We start from the raw sequence: 26,969 nt of genomic DNA on the forward strand, positions 1-26,969 counted from the left end.
TCTACTTTGAAGTTAGCCTGTCTGTTCAATACGGTCAGGTGGGTCGTTGACCATTTATATACTAGCATTTGACGACTCCTCACCCACCCCACTCCAAGAGTCAGCCTAACGGTTGATATCATGCGGAGGTGCATTCGTCGTCCGCCAGAGCAATCTCACCACTGAACGGAGTACCGTTACAGTGGGGGACTTACGGCGAATTAGTTAACAAGTGTTTCTTAAATCGACTAGTAATCAAACTAGCGCGATCGCACAACACATGCATCTGTGAAAATTGTTATTTGTTGGTTGTTTGTTGTAGAGACGTGCCATGGCACGTCTGTACAGTAGTTAGTGGTTGGTTGTCTCCCCATCACCCCACCACCCCATCACCCCACCACCCCATCTCCCCACTCCCCCTACTCTCCCTCACTCCCCACACCAAACTGCTGCTCAAGTTGCAAATACTTAGGAACACCCATGAGTTCTTGAAAATCTCGGAAGCTAACCAACTCATGTAAATTAGCTGTGGTTCCCTGTTCCTTCAACTGACTTAGACAAGCAGTCATTACCTTTGCGACTGCTAGTAAGGTTGTAAGTGGGAAAAATACTATCTTAAAGCCTAGTTTTTCTAACTCGGCGGCAGAAAGTGAGGGGGTTTTGCCGCCTTCAACAATATTGGCTACCAAAGGCACATCACCAAAATTAGAAGCTATAGTTTGCAGTTCCTCCACAGATTGAGGTGCTTCTACGAATAACACATCTGCCCCAGCCTCAACATAAGCACGACCACGCCGCATAGCTTCTTCTAATCCTAAAGGAGCGCGAGCATCAGTGCGAGCAATGATCACCAAACTGCTATCACCCCGTGCTTGGACTGCTGCTTGAATTTTGCCGACATGTTCTTTCATCGGAATCACTCGCTTACCCTCAAAGTGACCGCACTTTTTTGGCCACTCTTGGTCTTCTAAAATTATCCCCGCCAGTCCCAACTGCACCGCATCTTGAACTGTGCGAATTACATTCAAGACATTACCATAGCCAGTATCCATATCTGCGATTAGAGGAATACTTATACTTCTAGCAATTCGCCCCACACTATAGAGCATTTCAGTTGCAGTTAGAAAACCGTAGTCAGGCAATCCAAGAGTAGATGCAGCAATACCAAAACCACTAGTTGCTACAACATTAAAGCCTAGTTTTTCTACTAACTTAGCTCCTAAACAGTCATAAACGCCAGGAATGATAATAATACCTGGACTCTCTAGCAAATCTCGCAGTTTTGTTGCAGAAGACATTACTTTCAGCCTTTTTCTACAGTAGTATAATTGTTAACTTTTCTACTAAGACTCCGCGTTCCTCTGCGTTTAAATCATAGCCAAAAGTAATTTTCAAGGAGATTTTTTTTCAAAGACAGCCGCTAACTGAACTGTAAAAGTGGAACCTTCGGAAGGTTTGCTTTTTACAGAAATAGAGCCACCACAGCCTCGTAGTAGTTGCTGTACAATTGTTAAGCCCAAGCCTGCACCACCAGGATCTTCTGATGGTAGGGGGCGCACACGATAAAAGCGGTCAAAAATTTTGGGAATTTCGCTTTCGCTAATACCGATACCACTATCACGAAATTCTAATTGAACATAATCGCCCTGAGGCCTTCCCCACACCCAAACTTGGCCTCCATTGGGAGTGTATTTGATACTATTGGAAAGTAGATGAATGACAATTTGCCTCAGTCCTCCACTGACACACCAAACAGCAGGGAGTTCTGTAGGTACGGTGTAGGCTAGCATAATGCCTTTTTCTTGTGCTAAAGGCTGGTAGGTACTAACTACTCCAGGTACAATGTCTGCTAAGTATACTGCTTCTAAGTTCATTGCTTCCAAATTGCGCTCGATTTGTACCAGTTCCAATACACCATGAATGAGGGAATTTTGGCGATCGCATTGGGTGTTGAGCATTTGGGAATAGCGCTGGCGCTGTGGATTTTTCAGACTAGGCGAATTTAATAGACTTAAGGCAGTCTTCATGTGCGTCAGAGGTGTACGCAGTTCATGACAGACGTTGCTTAAGAATTCGTCTTTGAGTTGCAAACTATTGTGTAGTGCTTGTTTTTGCTGTTCTATTTTGGCAATCCGTTTAGAAACAATTTCGCGGCTAATTTCATCTTGGCGTTGGAGTTGCTTTGTCAACAATTGACTCATTAGTGCTGGTTCAGACACACCTGCACAAATCAAATGATTTGGTGCGATCGCCGAGCCTTCTGGCACTATTGCCTGTTTGATGCCGTCTAATACCTGCTGAATTATCTTTGGTTCAAAAGTAGATATAGTCAATAAAGTTTTATGATTTTTAATGGCTCGTTCAGCCACTATTAAGCTGCAAAAGTTGGCTGATAACACTATCAAAAAATATTCTCGCCGTCTCTGATTTGGCAACAATTGCAGACCTTTTTGAGATGGGGAAAATGGTTTGATTTTTTCTCTATCCATTCCCCCTATTCCTACCTCCCCAACATGGCAATGATAAACAACCCCAGAATTCTCTATCTGCTGTTGGTAATGCTGAATTTCTGAATGCCAAATTTTTCCTGGTGGCAGCTTTACCCATAAAGTCGCTGGAATTTGCTGTTCTATTAGTAAGTCAATTTGTGACTTCAATAGTGATAGCAAAATAGCAGGAGTAGCAGACATAATTGGAGGAGGCGTTTGTACATCCAAAGCCAGCTGATATATTGATAGTTCCCGAACCAGAGAAACATTCATTTGTCATTTGTCATTTGTCATTTGTCATTTGTCATTTGTCATTTGTCATTGGGCATGGGGCATTGGGAAGAGACTTGTTAAATAATTCTCCCTTGTCCTCCTTGTCCCCGATCCCAATCCCCGATCCCTTATTTCTAAGCTTTAGCCCTTAGCCTTTCGTCTAATGCGTCGCGTGCGTGTTCTCTGTCATCAAAGTGGATTTTTTCGGTTCCGAGAATTTGGTAATCTTCGTGACCTTTACCAGCTAGCAAAACACCGTCTCCGGGTTGTGCTTCTAAAATAGCACTACGAATGGCAGTAGCGCGATCGCAGATTACTATTGGCTGAACTGTTTCCGGTATTCCTGCTAAGATGTCTTGTAAAATCCGCTCGGGATCTTCAGTACGGGGATTATCGGATGTTACGACTGATACATCAGCTAGTTCAGCGGCTATTTTACCCATTTTTGGACGCTTAGTCCTATCTCTATCTCCTCCGCAACCAAACACACAAATCATCTTACCAGGAATAAATGGACGCGAAGCTTTGAGCAAGTTCTCTAAGCTATCAGGAGTGTGAGCATAATCTACGATGACGCTGATGTCCTGTTGTGGATTTACCTGTACTCTTTCCATGCGCCCGGGAACTCCCGGAAACTCCGGTATTGTAGATACCACCAATTCTAAATCTAAACCTAAGTGTAAAACTGCTCCTACTGCTGCCAAAAGATTTTCGAGATTATATTGACCGACTAGGGGTGAACGAAAAGTAGCATCACCTTTTGGTGTATGCAGTTTCCCGCTAACACCATTTGGTTCGTAACTTAAATCACTCATCCATAAGTCAGCAGTGGAATTGCTAACACTATAACTCCAAACTTTATCTGCATCTAAAGATGCAATTAATCGCTGCCCGTAGGCGTCATCGGCGTTAATTATTGCCCGCCCTTTGAGATAATCAGAATTAAATAGTAAAGCTTTTGCCGCGAAATAATCTTCCATGTCGCGGTGGAAGTCAAGATGGTCTTGGGTAAGGTTACTAAATACCCCAACTTCAAATTGGCAACCCATGACTCGTCCTTGGGCCAAGGCGTGGGAACTAACCTCCATCACACCATACTCATTACCAGCGGCTATTGCTGCTGCTAGCTGGTGTTGCAGTTCGACTGCAAATGGTGTGGTGTGAACAGCAGTTTGGGTAAACCCCGGCCAACGAGTATAGAGAGTACCCATTAAAGCTGTAGGTTTATTTGCTTGATTCAGAAAATATTCAATCAAATGGGTAGTTGTGGTTTTGCCGTTTGTACCTGTGACGCCCACCAGTTTAAGTTTTTGCCCTGGATAGTCATAAAAAACTTTGGCTATTTGGGCACAGGCTTTTGTCATATCTGTGGCGGTAATCACACAAGCCTCTGGTGTGGGAGGGTGTTTTTGTGCTGCATGAGGAGATATAATTGCCGCTAAAGCGCCCGATGCGATCGCGCTTTGCCAAAAGTCACCACCGTCAACCCGGGTTCCGGGCATACCAATAAACAAATCTCCTGGACTGGTAGCATGGGAATTTGTTGTTAATCCTGTTACCTCACTATCCATTGCTGGATGTTCAGGTAAATGCAAAATCCCTTCTACAGTAGCTAATAACTCCCGCAGTTTCATGTTGTGAACCTCTTCAAAAAAGGGACTACAGACTAGGGAAAGAAATTTTAGATTTTGGATTTGGGATTTTGGATTTATGCAAAATCCCAAATTGCTAGTTTCTAGTCTCTAGCTTCAAGTTCCTAACCCATAGCTTGCGCTTTATTCTGCACTATTTTCCTTTTTATACAAAGAGTTATAGATACTTCCGGAGTAAATTTTCCAACTGCTGCACTGATGCACGGGGAGAAGGACGGGGTATGAGTTGCATACTCTCTTCTGTGTTGGTGGGATGAGCATCCTGTGCGCTATTTGCTCGATGGGCTAAAAACAAGACAGGAATCTCATATTGGTAAGCCTCAAACCAATCGTCACGGGTAGTAATATCTCGAACTTCTAGCTGTAAAGACGGGAAATTTCCCATCTCTACAATTTGTTCTAATTTTTCCTGCAAACCTTCACACAAATGGCATCCTGGTTTACTATATAAGATTAGTCGCATTTGTTTATACCAATTTTGACTTTCCCAAGCAACAAACTTTTATTATTGTGCTTGCTAGAAGTAATTTTGCAAAATTCAAAAATCTTGATATTTCAGTTGCAACTAAAACGCAGAGGGGCGCAGAGTATTTTTTCGCTACGAATCAATGAAACGCTGTAATTAGTTGGTAAGACTTTGATTTCTGGCTGGAGCTATTTTTATTTAAAGTCTGAGAAGGGATCAAGAATAAACAATGGATACTTTCCTAGTATCCAGGTCATAACGAGCGCCAACAATTTTGAGCTTATTTTGACGAACAAGTCTAGATAAAGTTGTTGAATTCTCTTGTAATTTGTTTGCTTGGTATTTAATGTTGGCTATAACTGCATGATCTTGTAAATTTTTTGTAGTCAGTTTTGTTGTTTCTACAGCTGGTTTGATACGTTCAACTATTAAGCCCATTCTGCCAGAAACGGGTTTATCTTGAAGTGCTTTTGTGACTGCACCGCATCTTTTGTGACCCAAAACTACTATTAGTTGGGAACCCAAGACTGCGGTAGCGTACTCTAGGCTACCTATAACGGTGTCACAGACAACGTTACCAGCTACTCGCACTACAAATAAATCTCCCAATCCTTGATCGAAGATAATTTCTGCTGGGACTCGAGAATCTGCACAGCCCAATATAGCAGCAAAGGGATACTGGGCTTGGGCAACCTGTCGTATATGTTCTAGAGATTGATCGGGGTATTGACGCTTTTGCTGTACAAAGCGTTGATTTCCATCGAGTAGACGTTTTAAAGCTTGTTCAGGATTAACCGGGTTGCGATTGGCTGCTATGGCATCAGCCAAAGTTGTTTTGGGGGCGATCGCTTGCTTGACATTGGCAGAAATGTCACAACCAGCAACAGTGGCCATCATCCCAACGCTTCCCACGCCTGCCAGTTTCAGGAAATGACGACGTCCAACAAATCCATTAATTCGACTCATTCATTTAGCTCAATAATGGAATCTACCTGCTTAAAGCTTGATTTGCTCAGGAAGATAACAATTTTTCTAGCTTTCAAGAGTAGGCATTGCAACGATTTAAGAGTTATTTAATTTTCATTAAAAAAGGTGTAAAGGTATAAGGATGTAAGGATGTAGAAAAATCAGTAGATTTAATTAAGTGCAATTACTGGAATAAAATTATGTATTTATTGAACTTCTTGAATTTTTCATTTTTTATTCGGAATTACTTCACAGTTATAGGATTGTAATTAACTGTAATTAAAGCCAAAATCGGGATAGGCAAACATGTGGAAAATTCTTGAATACTGGAAACTATGCGAGTATATCAAGAAACAAAAATCCAGGGTGCGTGTCTCATAACTCTATTACACTACTTAAGTAATCGTTCATGATCCGACAATCTGCTTTTGGCACTGCTTTAAGTATGCTTGTCCTTGCTGGTGGGTTAACAACCACTTCACTAGGTCACACTTCAACAAAAAAATTGCTGGCACGTCAAGCGTTACTGAGTCCATCATCTCAGGTTGCATCTACTGTGACTTTCAAAACCACTGATTTGGAAAAATCAGTTTTTGATCGAATTAATCGATATCGGATTTCTCTGGGTCTAAAAAAACTAACTCTAAATGCGAATATCTCTAAACAAGCAAGAATTCATAGTCAAAATATGGCTAGAGGTAAAGTCCCATTTAGCCATCAAGGATTTGAAAAACGAGTGAATGCAATTCCTATTCGCTACACAAGTGCAGCCGAAAATGTTGCTTACAACCAAGGATATAGCGATCCAGCAGCAGAAGCTGTTAGTGGCTGGATCAAAAGTCCTGACCATTTGATCAACATTAAAGGCAATTATAATCTGACTGGAATTGGTGTTGCGACTAATAGTAAAGGTGAAGTCTATTTGACACAAATTTTCATTCGGAATCGATAGATGGTTGGTTGTTGATTGTTGATTGTTGGTTGTTAATTGATTCCTACTAACTACTAACTAACAACTACAATAATGTAGTGTCTAACGGGATTTTTCTCCCACAGACACTGCATTTATGGTTGTAACAATTCATGGAATTACAAGATTTTCAAGTTTGCGATCGCGATCTGAGCGATACTACCCTATCCCATTATTTACAAGCTGAGGCGATCGCTGTTGATACAGAAACAATGGGATTAATACCGCAGCGCGATCGCTTATGCTTGGTACAACTGTGCAATAGCCAAGGACAAGTTACTGCCCTCCGGATTGCTAAAGGACAAACCACAGCCCCTAACCTGAAAAAATTGCTAGAAGCAGCGAATATCGTTAAGGTGTTTCACTTTGCCCGTTTCGATATTGCTACTTTACGTTACAATCTCGGCATTCACGCCAATCCAGTTTTTTGTACCAAAATAGCTAGTAAATTAGCCCGTACTTACACGCCACGTCATGGGTTGAAAGATGTGGTACTAGAACTAGAACAAGTAGAATTAGATAAAAGCTCCCAAAGTTCTGATTGGGGAAACCCTACTCAACTTACGGAAGCTCAACTTAGTTATGCTGCTAACGATGTGCGCTACTTACTCAAAGTTCAGCAGAAATTAATCGTGATGCTGGAACGAGAAGAACGTTTGCAGTTAGCTCAAGAATGCTTTCAATGCTTACCGACTATTGTCTCCCTGGATTTGTTGCAATTCAAGGATATATTTGAACATTAATCAAATAGTCAATTGTCAATTGTCCATTGTTTACCGACCATTGACGATTGACTATTGACCATTGACTAATATCTATACTTCTTTTTCTGCTTGTTCAGTGTGTTCTTTCATCCGATCCACAACATTGTATGCACCAGCACTGGGAAGAACTTGTGCTTCTACAACACCTTCAGTTGCACCACCAATTGCTTTCCATGCAGGTAAACCGCCTCTAAGTTCAGATACATGTTCAAAGCCAGCGTTTCTCAACAGCTGTGCGGCTTGGGCTGTTTCTTCATCATTGCTACCGTAAACGTAGATATCACGGCTTTTTGCGATGGTTGCTGTAGCCCGATCTACCAATTCATTTAATGGCATTGGCATTGCGCCTGTAATGTGCCCTTGGTTGTGAACTTGGCGATCGCGCACATCTAGAATTGTTAAAGCAGGTTCTCCCCACTCTAAACGAGACTTCAATACATGCGCGTCAGACTGTGATTCAATTGGGGGTTGGGAAGGAATAATATTTTCTACAATTTTGTTATCCATAATTTTTCCTCGTTCATTAGATTAAGCACTTACCAAAGCCTGAGAATACCAAGACGTGAATAGACGAGGCATCCTCCGGATTTGAGTCTCCCAGTACTTATGCAGAATTTGATTGACTGACCAAAATGTACCTAAAAAACCTACTAAAATTTCTCTTTCTTGGGAATGAAGCTGATAAATTTATGCCTATCTATCTAAAGGTATATTGCTTTTTTTAAAATATCTTCGTACTGATTTGCATTAATTTCGTAGTGTTTTTAAACGCAGAGGAACGCGGAATTTGGCTATAGTGATTTCACTATGAATTTATGCAATTTTTTACTGAGTGAGTTTGTAGATAAATTTTAATATTTAACCTAGTCTTAATCTTTGGCAACATATAATACATTAACATCTTTTATACTCAAATGCTTTACTAAATAAACTTTTTCATGTATGGCAATTTCTAAAAATCCTAATCATTTGGGTTTGATCAGTTTTTTTGAAAAACTTGATCCCCAATCAAAATTAGTATTTCTTAGCCTTGGTTTTGCCAGCGTTGGTTTGGTCTTATTTATTATCTGGAATATAATTGTCCGCCTCAATGCTCCCCAACTTACTCTAGCTGCGGGAGATCCAGAAGGAGAAAGCTATATTATTAGCGAAGCTATTCAAAAGGTCGTACAAAAAAACTCTAACATTAACATTAAATTAGTTGCAACAGGCGGTACAACACAAAACTTAGAAATGCTACAGGAAGGAAAAGCTAATTTAGTAACGGCTCAAGCAGATGTGATTGGGCAAGAAATGGATCTGATTGAAAGCCGTCAATCTCAGTCAGCAACTTCTCAAATTAAATCTTCTCCACGGGCTGTGGCAGTCTTGTATCAAGATTTGTTTCAATTAGTTGTTAGGGATCCTAATATTAAGAAATTTGAACAACTCCGGGGTAAAACTATTGCTTTACCTGCTAAAGGTGGACAATATAAATCTTTTTTGAAAATTGCTGAACATTATGGTTTGGTCAAAAAAGATAAACCAGATGTGATTATTTTAGGTTCACGAAGTAATTATTACGATGATAGGCAAGCAGAAGAAGACTTTAAATCAAAAAGAGCAGATGCACTATTTCGTGTCCGCGCTTTAGGTAATCTTGGTATTGCCAAGCTTGTCCAAGATCAAGATGGGCGCTTGCTACCAATTGCCCAAGCACAAGCAATGAAAATCAAGTATCCTGCCTTTGAAAGTGCGAAAATTCCCCAAGGGGCATACAGAGGTAATCCGCCTATGCCGTTGGCTGAATTAGATACAGTCGCAGTGGATCGGCTATTGGTGGCTAGCGAAAAAATCGACAATAATGTAATTCGAGAAATTACACGCATTATATTTGAAAATCGTCAAGAAATAGCAGATGCGATCGCTGAAAATCATGTCGAAGTCAAACCTTTAGTTGCTAGCATTAGACGTCCCAGAGATAACGACGGTACAGGTATTCCCATTCATTCAGGAGCAATTGCTTTTTATGAAAGAGACAAACCATCTTTTGTCCAGGAATATGCAGATTTTTTAGCCTTGATTTTAACAATTTTTCTCTTAGTAGTTTCTTGGTTAAGACAACTGAAATTATGGGTGGAACATAGTAAAAAAGATAAAGCTGATGATTATATTAATACGGCAATCAAACTGATGGATAAAGGCATAGGTAAGCTGGAAGATAGACAAAAACAACTTGATAATACTTTTAAAAATGCTGCCCAAGCTTTAATTGCTGAAAGAATTTCCCAAGAATCATTTCGTACTTTTAATGAAGCTTATAAAACTACTAGAGAAGCAATAGAAAGAGAAAAAGAAATCTCCTATCAAGAAATTGAGCAAAAACAAAGAGAAATTTCTGCTGAGTATATTAAAGCAGTTGTGGCATTATTACAAGATAAAACAATCAGCAAAGATTTACTGCAAAAAGAATTAGACCAAATTCTCGAACAAGTAGCCAGTGACTTAATCGCTGAAAATATTTCTCAAGAATCCTATCGAACTTTTGTGGAAGCGTATAAAACCACAAGAGATGTGATTGAGCGAAAATAAAAAGACTTTGCGAACCTGTACTTTGAAAAATGCTACAGCCTGATGTAAAGGTGTAGTTAATGTTTGCGATCGCTACTCTTCAAACAGAGTTAATGTTACAGTTTCTCTTGGCAACCTGAGAGAATACCAGGGAACACACGGAATGTATTAAGGCGATCCTGTTGCTGAGGTACGGGCAGAACGAGAAAAACAAATTGATAGAGTCATAAGAGGGGAAGCATGAAGATAGTGCCAGACTCAAATTTAGTCATAAAAAATAAAAAAGGTGGCTTTTCAACCACCTTAACCAAAAAAATTCAATTCAAAAAATCTTAAGCCAACACAAAATCAACATCATTCGTTCCACCAGTTTCTGACTGACCAGAACGCAATTGTTGACCATTCACTTCTACAGCAAAAGGTGTGCTATCTAAATTGAGATTGTAGTCAGTTTTCTGATTAGTATACCCAACACTGGCGATCATCTTCCGACCTTGATCAGTGTAGAGAAAAGCCAACATTTGATTTTTTTGCTGTTTATTGTCGTATGCCCAAATGACCATATATTGATTACCTTGATAATCAAATATCTTGGGTGGACGATTGGGGATATAACGTCCTGGTTCACCAAAACTTTTATCTAGAAAATCTTGCACAGAGTTAGTTTCTACAGTTGCATAAGCAACTTCTTGGGGAGATGTAGTAACAGCGTCACCCTGACTTTCATCAACAACTTCTTCCTTACCACGGTTGCGAAAATAATCTACTGCGGCTTTAGTTCCAATAGCACCAATAGCGGCAATTCCAGTACCGATGAGTATGTTACGAAGTTTGTTATTATTCATCGTTGATTGTGATTGCTAAAAACATCACAGTTAATAGTCAATTGTCAATGGTCAATTGTCAATGGTCATTGGTTTGGTTATTGGTTGGTTGTTAGTAGTTAGTAGTTGTTCACTACTCCCCACACTCCCCACACTCCCCATCACCCCATCTCCCCACCTCTTCTTTGCACTCTCACCCTCGCCAGTTCGCCTGCTAACTTAATTGCTGCTTTCATACTGGTTGCATCGGCAATTCCCTGACCAGCAATATTAAATGCTGTACCGTGATCTGGGGAGGTACGAATAAAAGGTAGACCTATAGATGTATTGACGGCGCGGTCAAATGCCATTAATTTGACCGGAATTAAACCTTGATCATGGTACAGTGCCAGGTAAGCTTCTGCGGCTTTGGTTGAATCAACGCCACTGTACCAGGCTTTACCTGGATCAACCCACATGGTGTCGGGTGGAATTGGGCCATCTAGATGCCATTGCGGACGTTTTTGACGTTCTTGCTCTAACCAAGGAATAATAGTATTTTGTTCTTCACGCCCGAGTTGTCCCTGTTCACCGCTGTGGGGATTCAAACCTGCGATCGCAATTTTGCCACTATCAAGACCAAAGTCTTTCTCTAAACACTCCACCAGCAAATCAAGTTTTTTTGTCAGTAATTCTGGTGTCAATACTTCTGGTACTTGACATAAAGGTATATGTGTAGTGACAAGTAAACATCGTAGCGTCCAATCAGTGTGGGGTGATCGCGCTACAAACAACATGCCATATCTGTCTGTACCTGATTTTTCAGCTAGGAGTTCTGTTTGCCCTGGATAATCGTATCCTGCTGCTTTCCAAGCTGATTTGGCAATCGGGGCAGTAACTATCGCATCAAATTCACCTTTTTGAGTGTAGGCGATCGCACGTTCCAAATAGGCAAAACTGGCTGCACCACTAGCCGCATTACCTATCCCAATCAAAATTTCGCTTTTAATTTGTTCCTCTAACGCTACATCTAGAATTGACAAGTTTTCTGGATTAGCTAAAGGTACTAAATTCCCACTAACGAGAACTTTGGTGTAATTTTCCAAAAGTAAATCTTGGCTACCTACAACCGTCACATCAAAATTCTTACTTATTTCTGGGTCTGCCAAAGCTTTTAAAATTACTTCTGGTCCAATTCCGGCTGGATCTCCTAAAGTAAGCGCTAGGCGTGGACGATCCTGCGGTAGTGATATGAGGTTGTTTTGATGGGATTGAGACTGAGACATATGAGCGATTTTCTCAACACAGCTTGTAACTTTCCTTAATTAAAAGTGCCTGGATGCGATAATCTTAAGTGTCCACTACTGTTGCGGGAAAGGGGATCAGGGATAGGGGATCGGGAAAAGAATAAATTCAAACCTTACAATCAATTACTCTGCTTAATCTTTAATAGGTTAATCTGAAACCGATTTTAAAGAAGAATCTGACAGATGGATTGACCAAACTCAGACGCACCAAACCCATTTCCAATCCAAAATCTAAAATGATGTGAGAATCTGTGTCACAATACTTCATATTAGTTTAATCCTAACAGCAGTTCTAAAAGGCTCTGGTAGACTTAACTTAATTCAACAATTCGTAAAGGAGAACTACAACAAATGGGCGGCGAAATGTTTAATGCAGCTCTACTATCCTTTGGCTTAATTTTTGTAGGTTGGGCTTTAGGTACTTTGTTACTAAAAGTTCAGGGCGCAGAAGAAGAGTAATTTTTGCTCTGAAAAGCTTTGAGACCGAGAGGCTTTGCTGTAGTCTCTCGCTCGTGTCACCATGTTAAAAAGAATGTAAACTTTTGTTTGTTAGTGCGATTCTGTTAAGATTTTATTCATAAAAGTTTAAGTTTCGCAAATAACCCTCATGACGTTATTAATAGTCGGTGCCACTGGCACCTTGGGAAGACAAGTGGCCCGTCGTGCCATTGATGAGGGGTATAAAGTACGTTGTCTTGTCCGGAGTGCTAAGAAAGCCGCATTTCTCAAAGAATGGGGTGCGGAACTTGTACCGGGAGACCTGTGCTACCCCCAGACATTAACAACTGCATTAGAAGGTGTTACCGCAGTCATAGATGCGGCTACATCTCGTCCTACCGATTCCTTAAGTATTAAACAAGTGGACTGGGAGGGCAAGGTATCCTTAATTCAAGCGTGTTTAGCAGCAGGTATAGAGCGTTTTATATTCTTTTCCATACTGGATGCCGATAAATACCCAGAAGTACCACTGATGGAAATTAAGCGGTGTACAGAAATTTATTTGGCAGAATCGGGCTTAAACTACACCATCTTGCAACTAGCTGGTTTCATGCAAGGCTTGATTGGTCAATATGGCATCCCTATTTTAGAAAATCAGCCAGTTTGGGTAACGGGTGAATCTTCGCCCATTGCCTACATGGATACTCAAGACATAGCTAAATTTGCAATTCGGGCATTGAGTGTACCAGAAACCGAAAAGCGGACTTTCCCGGTTGTAGGTACTCGTGCTTGGAGTGCAGAAGAAATAATTAGCTTATGCGAACGCCTATCAGGCAGAGAAGCTAGAGTAACACGGATGCCAATTAATTTACTACGTACAGTCCGCAAAATGCTGCGGTTCTTCCAGTGGGGATGGAATGTAGCAGATAGGCTGGCATTTACAGAAGTACTGGCGAGTGGCAAACCTCTCAATGCTCCGATGGAGGAAGTATACCAAGTCTTTGACTTTGATGCCAAAGACACCACAACCCTCGAAAGCTACTTGCAAGAGTACTTCAATCGCATTCTCAAGAAGCTGAAAGAGCTAGACTACGAAAAAAATAAAAGAAAAAAGAGAAAAAGACTCCTTTTAAAAAAGTTAATAGTTAGTGGTTGGTGGTTGGTGGTTAGTGGTTGGTTGCAACAAACCACAAACAACAAACAACTAATGACTAATGACTAAATTGACTAAAATGTGTCACGATTAACATAATAAAGAGCAGCGCCTAAAGATTGGATATTTGAGTGTGCCGAAAGTAGGCATTATCTACAACGACGTTAAACCGATAGCAGGTCGCGTTGCTATCGAACTTAAAGAAAAGTTCACCGCCCACGGTTGGGATGTCTGCATCACAACTGGTATCGGTGGTATGTTGGGTTACTCTACCCCTGAGAGTCCTATATGCCACACACCTATTGAGGGTTTAACACCTCCTGGTTTTGACTCGGAAACAAAATTTGCGATCGTGCTAGGGGGAGATGGCACAGTTTTGGCAGCATCTCGTTTAGTTGCTCATTGTGGTATCCCCATGCTGACTGTAAATACAGGTCACATGGGATTTTTGACCGAAACTTACCTCAATCAACTGCCCCAAGCAGTAGAGCAACTAATGGCGGATAAGTACGAAGTTGAAGAGCGAGCAATGCTCACTGTTAAAGTGTTTCGGGGAGACTCAATACAGTGGGAAGCCCTCTGCTTGAATGAAATGGTGCTACATCGAGAACCACTAACCTCGATGTGCCATTTTGAAATTGCAGTGGGTCGTCACGCGCCAGTTGATATTGCCGCTGATGGTGTAATTATTTCTACACCGACAGGTTCTACTGCTTATTCGTTGAGCGCGGGTGGCCCGGTTGTAACTCCAGGTGTGCCAGCATTACAGTTAGTGCCTATTTGTCCCCATTCCTTGGCATCAAGAGCATTGGTGTTTCCCGATACAGAACCAGTCAATATTTACCCAGTCAATACTCCTCGATTGGTGATGGTAGTTGATGGCAATGGCGGGTGTTATGTTTTGCCGGACGATCGCGTCAATGTAGAGCGATCGCAATATTGTGCTAAATTTATTCGCCTGCAACCGCCAGAATTCTTCCGGGTTTTAAGAGAAAAACTCGGTTGGGGTTTGCCACATATTGCTAAACCTACATCAGTGGAGTTGCCATAATTAGGGGATCGGGGACAAGGGAGATGAGGTGATGGGGTGATGGGGTGATGGGGTGATGGGGTGATGGGGAGTATGGGAATAACAACCAACAACCAACAACCAACAACCAACAACCAACCACCAACCACTAACTACTAACTACTAACCATTGACCCTTGACCAACAACCAATTACCCATCACCCAAATCTTAAATAAGAGATTAAATTTTCTGCATGTAGAGTATTTTATTGCTAAACCTATAGTTTGACGTGCTAAAACATTTGAGATAGCGTGTCAACTTTAGGATATTATTTATCACTAAAAAATTGTAAATTACGCTTATATCTGAATGTACAAGCGTTCGTTAGAACATTTGTACAAATCTAAAGTCTAAAATCTAAAGTCTAAAATTCATATGACGCTTGCTCACAACCCCTGTGTTTTGGTGATTGAAAGCGATGAGAGTCTGGCTAATCAGATCGCTTTTGATTTAAAAGAATCTGGTTATGATTCTGTTGTGGCTCATGATGGGGTAAACGGTTTGCAACAAAGCCGCGATCGCCAACCAGCTTTGGTTGTGATCGACCGGATGCTAGCAGGAGAATCTGGACTCTCTTTGTGTAAAAATCTGAGAACTACCGGAGTGCGATCGCCTGTGTTGGTCTTAATGGCACGAGATACAGTCGATGATCGCGTAGCTTGCTTAGAAGCAGGAGCAGATGATTACTTTCTTAAACCCTACCGTTCCGAGGATTTTTTAAATTTAATCCGCCTCTACTTAAAACCTGATGTAGACACCACAGAACAATTACGTTTTGCCGATTTAGTTTTAGACATCGCCACCCGCCGCGCTATCTATAATGGACGGGCGATCGACCTAACGATGAAAGAATTTGAATTACTTAAATATCTCATGGAACATCCCCGCGAAGTACTAACTCGTGAACAGATTTTGGAAAATGTTTGGGGTTACGACTTCATGGGTGAATCAAATGTGATAGAAGTATATATTCGTTACCTACGCTTGAAAATAGAAGACGAAGGACAAAAGCGCCTGATTCAAACAGTGCGTGGTGTTGGTTATGTGTTGAGAGAATCTTAGATTCAGTTATCAGTTATCAGTTATCAGATTCCATAACTGATTGTTGACTTAATGCCCAATGCCCAAATCCCCAATGACTAAAACAATCCTTTCTATCGTATTAGGTGTGCTGCTAATAGGCTGTTCAATTCCCACACCAGCAAAATCTTCTACTGATACACCTAGTTCTCAAATTCAACCAGTAAAAACTGAACAATTATCACTTGATACAAATAAGGGTCAGCAGTTACCTATTTCTGCTCGGGCTGTTGTTCCCAATGGCACTATAATCGATCTGGAAGTGGCACAAACTCCAGAACAACAGGCTATGGGGTTAATGTATCGACCTGCTTTAAGCCCAAATCGAGGGATGTTGTTTCAATTTCCTAGACCAATGGCAGTCGGCTTTTGGATGAAAAACGTGCCTGTACCTTTAGATATGGTTTTTCTGCGAAAAGGCGTTGTGCAGATGGTCACTACTGCTCCACCTTGCAAAGCTGACCCCTGTCCTACCTATGGCCCTAAAACCCAAGTCGATCAGGTCATTGAACTGCGTTCTGGACAAGCCGAGGAACTGGGGATAAAGGAAGGAAGTCGCGTCAAAATTGATTTCTTGCAGACCGGGAATTTGCGTAGATAAAAAATTAATCGTGATGTTAAAAACCTTATAAAATAAGACTTGAAAAATTTTTGATAAAAAAATAGTTAATTACCTGGTAAAAAATTTAATATTGACGTTAAGATTTACTACAGTCTCAAATAGATAGACCCCGACGTCTTCAAGCTGGGGCCTATGTTTTAGCATTCTGTAACTAAAATCTATCTTTTGGCGTACGTGTAAAGATTCGCCAATAAGGGATTATTTAGCTAAGGAATCCTTCTCACTACAGGTGTATTTAGCTAAGCAACTGAGGTAAAAAGGATAAATCCGATTTAGCTAAGTCAGCTACTGGATATTTAAAGGTGAAAGTAGCGCTACAATTAGTAACTTCAACGGTGCTTTGATTCAAAAACACTATATACACAAACAGTACTTATGCTGTTGATTGTGTAAACTTAGTGATTTACCAAAAACTTTATATAACCTACTGAACAGCAGTAGTCTCAGGGGCAAGCATACACAATATGTAAGGGGGTGAACTAAAAATGCTACCATCTAACTACACACAACTAATTCGTTTTTTACAAGAGGATTTGGCAATTTCTGCTGCCTCTATCAATGTTGCGCTTCGTCACAGTAAGCAAGATCCTGGTCCTTTGCCAATGATTCTTTGGCAGTATGGGTTGATAACTCTCGAACAGTTGGAACAAATCTACGACTGGCTTGAGACTGCGGCATAGATTAGGAGTAGCTCATTCAGGAGAATAAAATATGTGGCATGAAATTTGCCTTTTACGAAGGCTCGCCAAAAGGAAAACTAGCCTGAGTAATTTATACTGTTTCACTTATAACAAGTTACAAGAGCGGGTTGAGAATTCAGCCCGCTCTTTAAATTACTTAATAATTTTGTTGTGGGTTGGTTGTTGGTTGTTCTTGGTGAAAATCCCCGTGACTGAAAGAATGTACTTATGCAAGGGTAAAAACTGTTGAAAAGCTTTGCTCTTTTCACAGAAGAAAATATAAAAATTTTGATACTAATTTGTTTGTAAGATAAAATACCGACCGTCTGATAATTGCTTTGCTTCAATATATTTACAATTTTATATTTTTTGATTTTAATGTTATCGATCACCGTATTTTTTCGGTTATTCCTTTGTCATAAAGAATGTATTATTAAAATAAAAATACTTAATATAGTCTTTTTCTTCGTAAAACTGTACAAATATGCATATTTTTGTATTTTTCTATCTATCCTTAATTCAAAGGATCTAGGAACAAAAGTACAATTAAAATCCCTATTAATGCCTACGTGTCTTGACGTCTGTTGATTCCTGTGTCTTTATCATTAAATCCTTCTTCTTTAGTCCAGCAAATACCAGTTGGCTTCATGTTACTGGGTGCAAATGCAGAAATTCTCTTTTGCAATGCGCTAGGTTGTAAGTTGCTGCATCGCACAGAACAAGAACTCTTGGGAATAACTGCCTTTGGTGATCATTGGCAAGTTGTGCAAGCAGGGGAAACAGCATTTACTAATCCAAAACTACTGCTTTCGCAACAAGATAATTTAGTGTTAGGTATTGCTCATCCCCAAAATGGTAGTTACATTTGGTTGCTGGTAAATACTCAACCTCAAGCTCATACAGAGCAAACAATTTGTACTTTTAGTCTTCTCCCTGAACAACAAAGCAGTCAACTGAGTTTACGTCATACTCATACTCGCTTGGAGCAACAAAATCAAGTTTTGTTAGCACTGGCTAAGAGTAAAACTATGGCACAAGGCGATTTGAATAATGCTTTAGATGAAATTACAGAAACTGCTGCTAGCACCTTGGGGGTAGAACGTGTTAGCGTCTGGCTGTACAATCGCGATCGCTCCAAAATTCATTGCCTTAACCTCTACGAACAAACCCCCAACCGTCACAGCAGTGGTGCAGAACTAGCAGCAGTCAACTATCCAGCATACTTTCAAGCCTTACAAACAGAGCGTACTATTGCCGCAGATGATGCCTATAGCGATCCGCGTACCTATGAATTTGGTACAGCATATCTGCCTGCGATTGGCGTCACATCTATGTTAGATGCACCCATTTGGTTAGAAGGGGAGATGATCGGTGTAGTTTGCCATGAGTTTACCGGGGGTGTGCGCCATTGGACTATTGAAGAACAAAATTTTGGGGGTTGTGTAGCTGATTTAGTCACCTTGGCAATGGAAGCTAGCCAGCGTCAAAAAGCACAGGAGGCGCTACGGCAAAGTGAAGCCAAGTTTCACAAACTCACAACTCACATGCCAGGGATGATTTATCAGTTTGTCTTGCATCCTGACGGTGCAGTGAATTTTCCCTACGTCAGTTCCTATTGTTGGGAAATGTTTGAATTAGAGCCAGAACAGATACAACAAAATGCGGAACTGGTTCTATCACAGATTCATCCTGACGATCGCTACAGTTTAGATGAGTCGATCGCCATCTCAGCCGAAACTTTACAACCTTGGGTGTGGGAAGGACGTTTTATTAGTCCTAGTGGTAAGTTGAAGTGGCTTTCTGGCGCTTCTCGTCCAGAGAAACTAGCAAATGGCGACATTCTCTGGGATGGGTTGTTAATGGACATCACAGAGCGCAAACAGACTGAAGCCGCTTTGGCGAAGCGAGAACGCTATTTAGCAATACTAGTAGAAGTACAACGACGATTATTAGCTGATGATACAGACGGGAGTTGTTACACACATATTTTAGAACCATTAGGGCAGGCTTCTGGTGCTAGTCGCGTTTACTTGTTTGAGAACTATCGAGATCACTCAGGAGAGTTGTTTGCCTATCAACGTGGCGTGTGGTGTGCTGGCGGTATTCATAATCCAGCCTTACCAAATTTACCCTTGCCAGAGATTTTTCCCCATTGGATTGAATTGTTAGCAAGAGGTGATATTGTTGCAGGTCTTGCTAGTGAATTTCCCCAGCCCGAACAAGGTATACTGACTACTCACCATATTCTCTCCATTCTAGTTTTGCCCCTAATGGTGAACAGCGAATTTTGGGGTTTCATAGGTTTTGATAATTGTCAAGAAGCACGTCCCTGGGATTCCTTAGAAGTGGATCTATTGGCAGCAGCAGCAGCAGCAGTTGCTCTCCATCAAGAAAGAGCATTAGCAGAAAAATCGCTGTCTCAGGCTAAGGATGAATTAGAAATTCAAGTAGATAAGCGAACAAAGGCTTTAAAAGATGCCAATCAGCAATTATTAGTAGAAATTGCCGAACGTTCTGCTGCTCAACGCGCCCTGCAAGTATCTTTAGAAAACTTGAAAAAAGCCCAAACCCAACTTGTCCAGAGCGAAAAAATGTCTTCTCTAGGGCAAATGATTGCTGGTATTGCCCATGAAATCAATAATCCGATTAGTTTTATTGCTGGCAATTTAGTATATGCCAATCAATACATATCTGAACTCCTGGAGATATTACACTTATATCAAGAATATTCTCCTCAACCAGGAGCAGAAATTTTCAAGCGATCGCAAGAAATAGATCTAGATTTTTTGGTAAAGGATCTGCCCAAAATTTTAGAGTCCATGCAAGTGGGCGCGAAACGTATTAGTGATATAGTGCTTTCTTTAAGAAACTTCTCACGCCTTGATGAAGCCGAGATGAAACGTGTCAATTTGCACGAAGGCATCGACAGCACCCTATTAATATTACAACACCGACTTAATTCTAAAAACCGCAATCCTCAAATTCAAATTATTAAAGAGTATGGGAAATTACCAGCTGTTGAATGCTATCCGGGTAAACTAAATCAAGTCTTTTTTAATATTTTGAATAATGCAATTGATGCCATAGAAGATAGTAATCGGGAAGAAGGCTGCAAATATCAAATACTAAATACCAAAGACCAATTACCTACTATTCGCATTTCCACTGAACTTGTTGCTAATAATGTACGGGTACGAATTGCTGATAATGGGCCTGGGATAAGTGAAAAAGTCAAATCACGAGTATTTGATCCTTTCTTTACTACAAAACCTGTAGGTAGTGGTTCAGGCTTAGGATTATCTATCAGTTATCAAATTATTGTTGAAAGTCACAAAGGTATTTTGTCTTGCGCTTCCAAAGAAGGAGAGGGAACAGAATTTTGTATTGAAATTCCGGTTTGGCAGAATGTTAGTTGTTAAATTAGGGAACAGGGAACAGTGAGCAATAACTGATAATTGTTAAACATCCATGTATTGTTGTAGTACTCAATATTTTGTCTGGAATGTCCGCGCTCAACTGTTATTTAAAATAACGTGTTTCATATTTCAAGAGATATCTTGAAAATTCAGAATAAATTTTTATTACGACCACAGATGAACACAAATGAACACAGATGTAGACGCGCAAGTGGCTTAAGGCAGAGTACACAGATGAATTTGAACATAGCCCAGCGCTTCTAACACAGGAATAGCCTGTTTGGCATCCTCTAATGAACGCACTCCCACCATAATATCAATCACTGGTTTGGCTGCAAGTCCTGTTATTGCGGTACTGCCAATATGCTCAATCTCAACAACCAAATCACTGCCTAGTACTTGCCAAATACGTGTCGCTTCTTCCGCAAACATAATTTGCCATCGCGGATCGTATTCAACAGTCACCACTTCATCCATCTTTACTTCTCCTTATTATTTCTTCGCGTTCTTCGCGCCTTAGCGGTTAGTTTCAAATTCCATAGTTTATAATGATGGATTGTGTCGAATTATAGCCATCCCATGCCCAAACTCAAAACTCGTAAAGCAGCGGCAAAACGATTCCGCGCCACTGGCAGTGGTAAAATCGTACGTCGCAAGGCATTCAAAAACCACCAGCTCGAACACAAAACCTCTAATAAAAAGCGTAAGCTTTCCAAAATGGTTCTTGTTGACGAGCGCGATGCCGAAAACGTGCGCTTGATGCTCCCCTATTTGTAATTTGTTCAGGAATAATTAAGCTATGACAAGGGTAAAACGCGGTAACGTTGCTCGTAAACGCCGCAAGAAAATTCTCAAACTCGCCAAAGGTTTTCGTGGTTCTCACTCCACCCTGTTTAGAACCGCTAATCAACAAGTGATGAAGGCGCTGCGGAGTGCCTATCGCGATCGCAAAAAGCGCAAACGTGATTTCCGTCGCCTCTGGATTACCCGTATCAATGCTGCTGTTCGTCAACATGGCATGAGCTACAGCCAGTTTATTGGTAATCTCAAAAAAGCTAACATCCAACTCAATCGCAAAATGTTGGCACAAATGGCTGTCCTCGATCCAACTGGTTTTGCTAAAGTGGCGGAGTTGGCAAGCCAAGCTAAAAGTTAAACCATGTGTAGTCCTAGACAAGTAATGATGGGGAGATGGGGTGATAGGGTGATGGGGAGAAAAACCCAGCACCAAACACTTAGCTCCTGCAATTACATTTTTAGGACTATCGGTAAAAAAATAATTCTTTTTCTGCTGTTATTTGTGCTTGTAATTACAAGTACACAATCATCAGCATCTGCCGCAGAACTGACAAAAATTCAGCGGCGGGGCTATTTAAATATAGCTGTCAAAGATAATTTGCGTCCCTTGGGATTTACAGATACAAAGGGCAATCTCCAAGGTTTTGAGATTGACTTAGCCCAACAATTAGCAGCAGACTTACTTGGCAAAGAAAACGCCGTCAAACTTCAACCTGTAGCTAATCGTGATCGCCTCTCACAAGTATTAGACAACAAAGTTGATCTCACCATAGCTAGGGTAACAGCAACCGAATCACGCGCCCGCTTGGTAAGCCTAAGTATCCCTTACTACTTTGATGGCACGAGATTAATTACCAAAAATACCTCTATACAGAAGCTAGGCGACTTAGACAAACAGAAAATAGCCGTTCTCAACAACTCCAGTACCATAGCCGACGTTAGGTATTATTTACCACATGGAGATTTGGTAGGAGTTAATTCTTATCAAGAGGGGCGATCGCTTTTAGAAAATAATACAGTAGTAGCCTTTGCCGCCGATACTAGTGTCCTTAGTGGTTGGGTGCAACAATATCCTCAGTATCGGCTACTGCCAGTAAAGCTATCTACTGAGCCTTTGTCTGTAGTTATGCCCAAGGGATTGCAGTATGATGATTTGCGACGTCGGGTAAATGGAGCGATCGCGCGTTATTTGGAAACAGGTTGGCTCCAGCAACGCGCTCAACACTGGGGTTTACCGTAAAATAGTCATTGGTCAATGGTCAATGGTCAATTGTCAATGAGGAACATCCCAAATGTTTGAGTTTTTTTAAACGCAAAGGGTCGCACAGGTTGACGCAAAGGAACACAGAGTGTTAATCGAGCTACGTCGTTTTGCGTTTAGAAAAATTGGGATGCTTCTGGTCAATGGAAAAAACTATTGACTCTGGACGATTGACCTTTGACTCTGGACAATTGACACTTGACTCTGGACAATTAAAAATGGATAGCAATTTAGCGGTTATTTATCTCGCAATTTTGGTGGGTATTCTCTTATTCACCTTTATCAATGTTGTTCCGCAAATTTTCAAGAATCGCAAAATAGAAAGAAACTTTTCTCGCTTGCGAAACAAGCTCTCAAAAGAAAAAGGAACGACTCAAGAGTATTACGAATTAGCTAGTATCTATTCAGAGAAAAAAGTCTATTCTCAAGCGGTAACTCTGTTTCAAAAAGCTCTCAAAGCCGCAGAAGAAGAGGGAGAAGAAAACATCGCTGTGATTTACAACGGGTTAGGTTTCGCTTACTTTGCCCAAGAACAGTATGATTTAGCAATTCGCCAATACAAAGAAGCGCTGAAAACCAAACCAGATTATGTCACAGCATTAAATAATCTTGCTCATGCATACGAGCGCAAAAATTTAAATGCTCAGGCGCTACAAGCTTACGAAGAAGCACTCAAATACGATCCGAAAAACTCTACTGCTAAACGCCGTGCTGAATCTTTACGGCGTTTGGTAACTGTGTAATTTTTGTTCGTGGGTTGGTTATTGGTGATAGTTGTTACCATGCTAAGCGCGGAAATATTTTAGGGAGGCTCTATCTCAAAGAAAATTGAGGAGGTAGAGCCTCTTATGTTATTCGTTCTCCGATTTCGGTGATCTCAAGTTCGGCTAATCACTTATGATTCAAATCTCTCCCTTGTCCGGTGCGTCTATCAATAAAAATTACGCCGATTTACCCAACAAATAAACAATATAACACTATGGTCAAAACTTGCCGCGATCGCCAGCAACTCGCCGTCATCACCTTGCAAGTTCCCAAATGCTAAGGAATTTACCAAAACGTTAATTTTTATTGAACTTTAGCAACACAAATGTTGTTTTAATTGAGTCCCCAATCCTTGTTAGTAGCGACATTTCAGACATTTAGTAGGGGATGTAAACTTACAAGAAGCCAACTACTGCCAGGCTAGAACATTTGAGAGAATCAAAAACGATTTAATAATTAAACGCTAAAAGTCCACCTCTTATTCAGGCACACTTGGTTTAATTTCAAGGGAGAACACTATCATGAAATTGGCTTACTGGATGTATGCAGGCCCTGCCCATATTGGCACTCTGCGGATCGCCAGTTCTTTCAAAAATGTTCATGCCATTATGCACGCACCTCTGGGCGATGACTACTTTAATGTCATGCGCTCGATGCTGGAACGAGAGCGGGACTTCACCCCAGTAACTGCCAGTGTTGTTGACCGCAACGTTTTAGCACGTGGCTCTCAAGAAAAGGTGGTAAACAATATTACCCGTAAAGACGCCGAAGAACATCCAGACTTGATCGTTCTTACTCCCACCTGTACTTCCAGTATTCTGCAAGAAGACTTGCAAAACTTTGTGGAACGGGCGCAGTTGGAAGCCAAAGGTGATGTGATGCTGGCGGATGTGAACCACTATCGCGTCAATGAGTTGCAAGCAGCCGATCGTACTCTCCATCAAATTGTCCAGTTCTACATCGAAAAAGCTCGTAAAAAAGGCGAACTTCCAGAAGGCAAAACCGCCAAACCCTCTGTCAACATCATCGGTATTTCGACTCTCGGCTTCCACAACCAACACGACTGCACCGAGTTGAAACGGTTGATGGCAGATTTGGGAATTGAGGTAAATGCAGTGATCCCGGAAGGTGCTTCGGTTCACGAGTTGAAAAACTTGCCTCGTGCGTGGTTCAACCTGTGTCCTTACCGTGAACTCGGCTTAATGGCAGCTCGTTACCTGGAAGCAGAATTTGGGATGCCTTATGTAGACATTACCCCGATGGGAGTAGTGGAAACTGCTCGTTCCATCCGCAAAATTCAGCAGATAGTTAACGCCCAAGGTACTGATGTTGATTACGAAGATTTCATCAACGAACAAACCCTACATGTATCCCAGGCTGCTTGGTTCTCCCGCTCAATTGACTGTCAGAACTTAACAGGCAAAAAAGCAGTAGTTTTTGGTGATAACACCCACGCCGCCGCTATGACCAAAATTTTGGCGCGGGAAATGGGTATTCACGTTGTCTGGGCTGGAACCTACTGCAAATATGATGCTGACTGGTTCCGGGAACAAGTCAGCGAATACTGTGATGAAGTCATTATTACCGACGATCATGGTCAAATTGGGGATGCGATCGCTCGTGTCGAACCTGCTGCTATTTTCGGTACACAAATGGAACGCCACGTTGGTAAGCGTCTGAATATCCCCTGCGGTGTGATTGCTGCACCCATTCACATCCAGAACTTCCCCATTGGTTACAAACCATTCATGGGTTACGAAGGTACTAACCAAATTGCTGATTTGGTGTACAATTCCTTCACCTTAGGAATGGAAGACCACTTGCTCGAAATCTTCGGCGGACACGATACTAAAGAAGTAATTACCAAGGGTATATCTGCTGAATATGACCTCAACTGGACTAAAGATGGTTTAGCAGAATTGAACAAAATTCCTGGTTTTGTCCGTGGTAAAGTGAAACGCAACACCGAGAAATTTGCTCGTGAGCGTGGCATCAAAGATATCACAGTTGAAGTACTGTACGCTGCCAAGGAAGCTGTAGGAGCGTAGTTGTATAGTTGGGTTTCACCTTCAAGTCTACGTATGATATGAGAGTGTTTCCTTATTGGAAACACTTTTCTTATTCCTATTAATTAAATAATTTTAAAATGGGAATTTATGAGCAGTAATCAATCACCTAATAGTTCTAATCAAAATAGACTATACGCCAAATTAATTACTATTCTCAGAATACTTCAATTTCTCGGCTATTTCATTGTAATTCTTTCTTTCGTTATACAATTTTCCATCTTTCGCACTTTGACTTTTCAATCATATATTCGGTTATTGTATCAATTGTAACATTACAGAAGCGGCAGCCCACCACTCTCGTTACTATGTTGAACATACTAACGAAAAATAATGACATATTTTTATAATTAATGCTCAGAACAATTTTCATATACTCAATGCTGATTATGATTAAATTTTTCCAAGATTGATTGGGCTATATTTCTGTTATATTCTTTGGAATCATTTTCAGCGATCACTTGAATTTTTGGAAGTACATTATTTGGCAGATTGATCGTACTTAATGCCTTCAGCACATACTGTCGTACTTGTGGAGCAGGTTCAGATAAATTATCTAATAAATGAGGAATAGCTAGTTCGCAGCTTTTTTTAAAATTTTTCGCAAGCTTGTATATCGCTGAAGCCGCAAGTCTTTTCTCATCATAGGAAGATTGACTTGAGAGGTATTTGAGCAAGTGATAAATTGCTTCCTCTCGATTTGATTCTCCTAACTCAAAGGGAGTCCAATTAGTTAGTTCTTCGGCTAGGTTATTTTCACAAAAAAGCCTTGCAGCTATTTGAAAATCTTCTATGGCATTGAGTTTATCGTTTAATTTCTGTCGGCTTTTGCCTCTGCTGTAATAAGCTTCTGCAAAATTGGGATTAATATCTAATGCGTGATTAAATTCTGTAATTGCTTGTTGATAGTCTTGAGACTGTAAACACGATATCCCATTTTGATAGTATGTAATAGCATTTTTAAGATTAAGTAGTAGTTCTGGATTATCTTCTACTTCCGATACAGGGATTTGTTCCGAGTTCTGATATTTACACTCCAGAATATTAACTAACTCTAAAAATTCTTTAATTGCAGTTTCCGGTAAATTCTGTAGTTTTTCGATAATTTGTTGTATTAAAAAATCCATTGTAACTCTCTCTGCGAAGGACTTTTTCATTTTGCCAAATAAGTCTAGAGTATATCTACCTTGTAATTACTGAGATGTAGTTATCAATCAAATATAATCATTTATTTATTAGTTAATTGAAAATATATTAAGTATTTCTACTTTTTTGAATAAAATTTTCTATATTATCAAGGCATCATAATATTAAACTGAATCAGATAGGAAAATCAAAACTATAATTAAATTTATCTAAAACAACAATAATTCTCTAGATAGTTTTTAGGAGAGTGAAGT

26 protein-coding genes and 1 pseudogene are annotated in these 26,969 nt (G+C 40.6%); 15 read left to right on the forward strand and 12 right to left on the reverse strand.

What is annotated here, in order from left to right; translation table 11 throughout:
- Nucleotides 1–398: 398 nt before the first annotated feature.
- The 5 genes from UYI_RS0113285 to UYI_RS0113305 form a co-directional block, all read right to left on the reverse strand.
- Nucleotides 399–1,277 (reverse strand): isocitrate lyase/PEP mutase family protein, encoded by an 879-nt coding sequence (locus UYI_RS0113285; RefSeq protein ID WP_016867147.1) that lies wholly within the window; start codon nt 1,275–1,277, stop codon nt 399–401.
- A 93-nt stretch (nt 1,278–1,370) separates the two neighbouring features.
- Nucleotides 1,371–2,741, reverse strand: coding sequence for a DICT sensory domain-containing protein (locus tag UYI_RS0113290; protein ID WP_016867148.1), 1,371 nt, complete (start codon nt 2,739–2,741; stop codon nt 1,371–1,373).
- Nucleotides 2,742–2,875: 134 nt separating this feature from the next.
- On the reverse strand, nt 2,876–4,375 hold the full coding sequence (locus tag UYI_RS0113295; protein ID WP_016867149.1) for a UDP-N-acetylmuramoyl-L-alanyl-D-glutamate--2,6-diaminopimelate ligase: 1,500 nt from the start codon (nt 4,373–4,375) through the stop codon (nt 2,876–2,878).
- Between the two features lie 175 nt (nt 4,376–4,550).
- The gene (locus UYI_RS0113300; RefSeq protein WP_016867150.1) at nt 4,551–4,856 is read right to left on the reverse strand and encodes a glutaredoxin family protein; all 306 of its coding nucleotides are present in this window, start codon (nt 4,854–4,856) and stop codon (nt 4,551–4,553) included.
- Between the two features lie 219 nt (nt 4,857–5,075).
- Nucleotides 5,076–5,825: a carbonic anhydrase gene (locus tag UYI_RS0113305; RefSeq protein ID WP_016867151.1), complete on the reverse strand. Its 750-nt coding sequence runs from the start codon at nt 5,823–5,825 to the stop codon at nt 5,076–5,078.
- Nucleotides 5,826–6,234: 409 nt separating this feature from the next.
- On the opposite strand from UYI_RS0113305, the gene UYI_RS0113310 reads away from it, so the two are divergent.
- Both UYI_RS0113310 and UYI_RS0113315 read left to right on the forward strand, forming a co-directional pair.
- Nucleotides 6,235–6,777 (forward strand): CAP domain-containing protein, encoded by a 543-nt coding sequence (locus UYI_RS0113310; protein WP_016867152.1) that lies wholly within the window; start codon nt 6,235–6,237, stop codon nt 6,775–6,777.
- A 131-nt stretch (nt 6,778–6,908) separates the two neighbouring features.
- On the forward strand, nt 6,909–7,538 hold the full coding sequence (locus UYI_RS0113315) for a ribonuclease H-like domain-containing protein (protein ID WP_016867153.1): 630 nt from the start codon (nt 6,909–6,911) through the stop codon (nt 7,536–7,538).
- Between the two features lie 72 nt (nt 7,539–7,610).
- Here UYI_RS0113315 and UYI_RS0113320 read toward each other — a convergent pair whose 3' ends face one another.
- Nucleotides 7,611–8,066: a rhodanese-like domain-containing protein gene (locus UYI_RS0113320; RefSeq protein ID WP_016867154.1), complete on the reverse strand. Its 456-nt coding sequence runs from the start codon at nt 8,064–8,066 to the stop codon at nt 7,611–7,613.
- A 435-nt stretch (nt 8,067–8,501) separates the two neighbouring features.
- On the opposite strand from UYI_RS0113320, the gene UYI_RS0113325 reads away from it, so the two are divergent.
- On the forward strand, nt 8,502–10,130 hold the full coding sequence (locus UYI_RS0113325; RefSeq protein ID WP_016867155.1) for a TAXI family TRAP transporter solute-binding subunit: 1,629 nt from the start codon (nt 8,502–8,504) through the stop codon (nt 10,128–10,130).
- A 311-nt stretch (nt 10,131–10,441) separates the two neighbouring features.
- Here UYI_RS0113325 and UYI_RS0113330 read toward each other — a convergent pair whose 3' ends face one another.
- Both UYI_RS0113330 and pdxA read right to left on the reverse strand, forming a co-directional pair.
- Nucleotides 10,442–10,954, reverse strand: coding sequence for a hypothetical protein (locus UYI_RS0113330; RefSeq protein WP_016867156.1), 513 nt, complete (start codon nt 10,952–10,954; stop codon nt 10,442–10,444).
- A gap of 140 nt (nt 10,955–11,094) precedes the next feature.
- Nucleotides 11,095–12,198: a 4-hydroxythreonine-4-phosphate dehydrogenase PdxA gene (pdxA, locus tag UYI_RS0113335; protein ID WP_016867157.1), complete on the reverse strand. Its 1,104-nt coding sequence runs from the start codon at nt 12,196–12,198 to the stop codon at nt 11,095–11,097.
- Nucleotides 12,199–12,570: 372 nt separating this feature from the next.
- Here pdxA and petM point away from each other — a divergent pair, with 372 nt between their 5' ends.
- The 3 genes and pseudogenes from petM to UYI_RS0113350 all read left to right on the forward strand — a co-directional run bounded on the left by petM (nt 12,571) and on the right by UYI_RS0113350 (nt 14,861).
- Nucleotides 12,571–12,678 (forward strand): cytochrome b6-f complex subunit PetM, encoded by a 108-nt coding sequence (gene petM, locus UYI_RS0113340; protein ID WP_016867158.1) that lies wholly within the window; start codon nt 12,571–12,573, stop codon nt 12,676–12,678.
- Between the two features lie 148 nt (nt 12,679–12,826).
- Nucleotides 12,827–13,806, forward strand: a pseudogene (locus UYI_RS32555) (SDR family oxidoreductase).
- 137 nt (nt 13,807–13,943) lie between these two features.
- Nucleotides 13,944–14,861 (forward strand): NAD(+) kinase, encoded by a 918-nt coding sequence (locus UYI_RS0113350; protein ID WP_016867159.1) that lies wholly within the window; start codon nt 13,944–13,946, stop codon nt 14,859–14,861.
- On the opposite strand, the gene UYI_RS35775 is transcribed toward UYI_RS0113350, so the two are convergent.
- Nucleotides 14,839–14,985 carry a hypothetical protein gene (locus UYI_RS35775; protein WP_199332313.1) on the reverse strand — a complete coding sequence of 49 codons (147 nt, stop codon included), beginning with the start codon at nt 14,983–14,985 and terminating at the stop codon, nt 14,839–14,841. The genes UYI_RS0113350 and UYI_RS35775 overlap by 23 nt on opposite strands.
- Before the next feature lie 271 nt (nt 14,986–15,256).
- On the opposite strand from UYI_RS35775, the gene nblR reads away from it, so the two are divergent.
- The 4 genes from nblR to UYI_RS0113370 all read left to right on the forward strand — a co-directional run bounded on the left by nblR (nt 15,257) and on the right by UYI_RS0113370 (nt 20,682).
- Nucleotides 15,257–15,943, forward strand: a complete 687-nt coding sequence (gene nblR, locus UYI_RS0113355; RefSeq protein ID WP_016867160.1) for a response regulator transcription factor NblR — start codon at nt 15,257–15,259, stop codon at nt 15,941–15,943.
- 73 nt (nt 15,944–16,016) lie between these two features.
- A complete protein-coding gene (locus UYI_RS0113360; protein WP_026085936.1) occupies nt 16,017–16,562 on the forward strand; it encodes a DUF192 domain-containing protein in 546 nt (181 codons plus the stop codon).
- A gap of 506 nt (nt 16,563–17,068) precedes the next feature.
- A complete protein-coding gene (locus tag UYI_RS0113365; protein ID WP_016867162.1) occupies nt 17,069–17,263 on the forward strand; it encodes a DUF2949 domain-containing protein in 195 nt (64 codons plus the stop codon).
- Between the two features lie 647 nt (nt 17,264–17,910).
- On the forward strand, nt 17,911–20,682 hold the full coding sequence (locus UYI_RS0113370; RefSeq protein ID WP_016867163.1) for a GAF domain-containing sensor histidine kinase: 2,772 nt from the start codon (nt 17,911–17,913) through the stop codon (nt 20,680–20,682).
- Nucleotides 20,683–20,895: 213 nt separating this feature from the next.
- Here UYI_RS0113370 and UYI_RS32560 read toward each other — a convergent pair whose 3' ends face one another.
- On the reverse strand, nt 20,896–21,156 hold the full coding sequence (locus UYI_RS32560) for a GrpB family protein (RefSeq protein ID WP_016867164.1): 261 nt from the start codon (nt 21,154–21,156) through the stop codon (nt 20,896–20,898).
- 102 nt (nt 21,157–21,258) lie between these two features.
- Between UYI_RS32560 and rpmI the strand changes: the two genes are divergently transcribed.
- The 4 genes from rpmI to UYI_RS0113395 all read left to right on the forward strand — a co-directional run bounded on the left by rpmI (nt 21,259) and on the right by UYI_RS0113395 (nt 23,481).
- A complete protein-coding gene (rpmI, locus tag UYI_RS0113380; protein WP_016867165.1) occupies nt 21,259–21,456 on the forward strand; it encodes a 50S ribosomal protein L35 in 198 nt (65 codons plus the stop codon).
- A gap of 22 nt (nt 21,457–21,478) precedes the next feature.
- Nucleotides 21,479–21,835: a 50S ribosomal protein L20 gene (gene rplT, locus UYI_RS0113385; protein WP_016867166.1), complete on the forward strand. Its 357-nt coding sequence runs from the start codon at nt 21,479–21,481 to the stop codon at nt 21,833–21,835.
- 3 nt (nt 21,836–21,838) lie between these two features.
- Nucleotides 21,839–22,717, forward strand: a complete 879-nt coding sequence (locus UYI_RS0113390) for a transporter substrate-binding domain-containing protein (RefSeq protein WP_026085937.1) — start codon at nt 21,839–21,841, stop codon at nt 22,715–22,717.
- Nucleotides 22,718–22,956: 239 nt separating this feature from the next.
- Nucleotides 22,957–23,481 (forward strand): tetratricopeptide repeat protein, encoded by a 525-nt coding sequence (locus tag UYI_RS0113395; RefSeq protein ID WP_026085938.1) that lies wholly within the window; start codon nt 22,957–22,959, stop codon nt 23,479–23,481.
- Between the two features lie 188 nt (nt 23,482–23,669).
- Here the strand turns inward: UYI_RS0113395 and UYI_RS39655 are convergent, their stop codons facing one another.
- Nucleotides 23,670–23,795 carry a hypothetical protein gene (locus UYI_RS39655; protein WP_258003679.1) on the reverse strand — a complete coding sequence of 42 codons (126 nt, stop codon included), beginning with the start codon at nt 23,793–23,795 and terminating at the stop codon, nt 23,670–23,672.
- Between the two features lie 229 nt (nt 23,796–24,024).
- Here UYI_RS39655 and bchB point away from each other — a divergent pair, with 229 nt between their 5' ends.
- On the forward strand, nt 24,025–25,551 hold the full coding sequence (gene bchB, locus UYI_RS0113400; protein WP_016867169.1) for a ferredoxin:protochlorophyllide reductase (ATP-dependent) subunit B: 1,527 nt from the start codon (nt 24,025–24,027) through the stop codon (nt 25,549–25,551).
- 395 nt (nt 25,552–25,946) lie between these two features.
- On the opposite strand, the gene UYI_RS0113405 is transcribed toward bchB, so the two are convergent.
- Nucleotides 25,947–26,696 (reverse strand): tetratricopeptide repeat protein, encoded by a 750-nt coding sequence (locus UYI_RS0113405; protein ID WP_016867170.1) that lies wholly within the window; start codon nt 26,694–26,696, stop codon nt 25,947–25,949.
- Nucleotides 26,697–26,969 lie beyond the last annotated feature (273 nt).

Source organism: Fischerella muscicola PCC 7414 (assembly GCF_000317205.1).
Classification (GTDB): Bacteria; Cyanobacteriota; Cyanobacteriia; order Cyanobacteriales; family Nostocaceae; genus Fischerella; species Fischerella muscicola.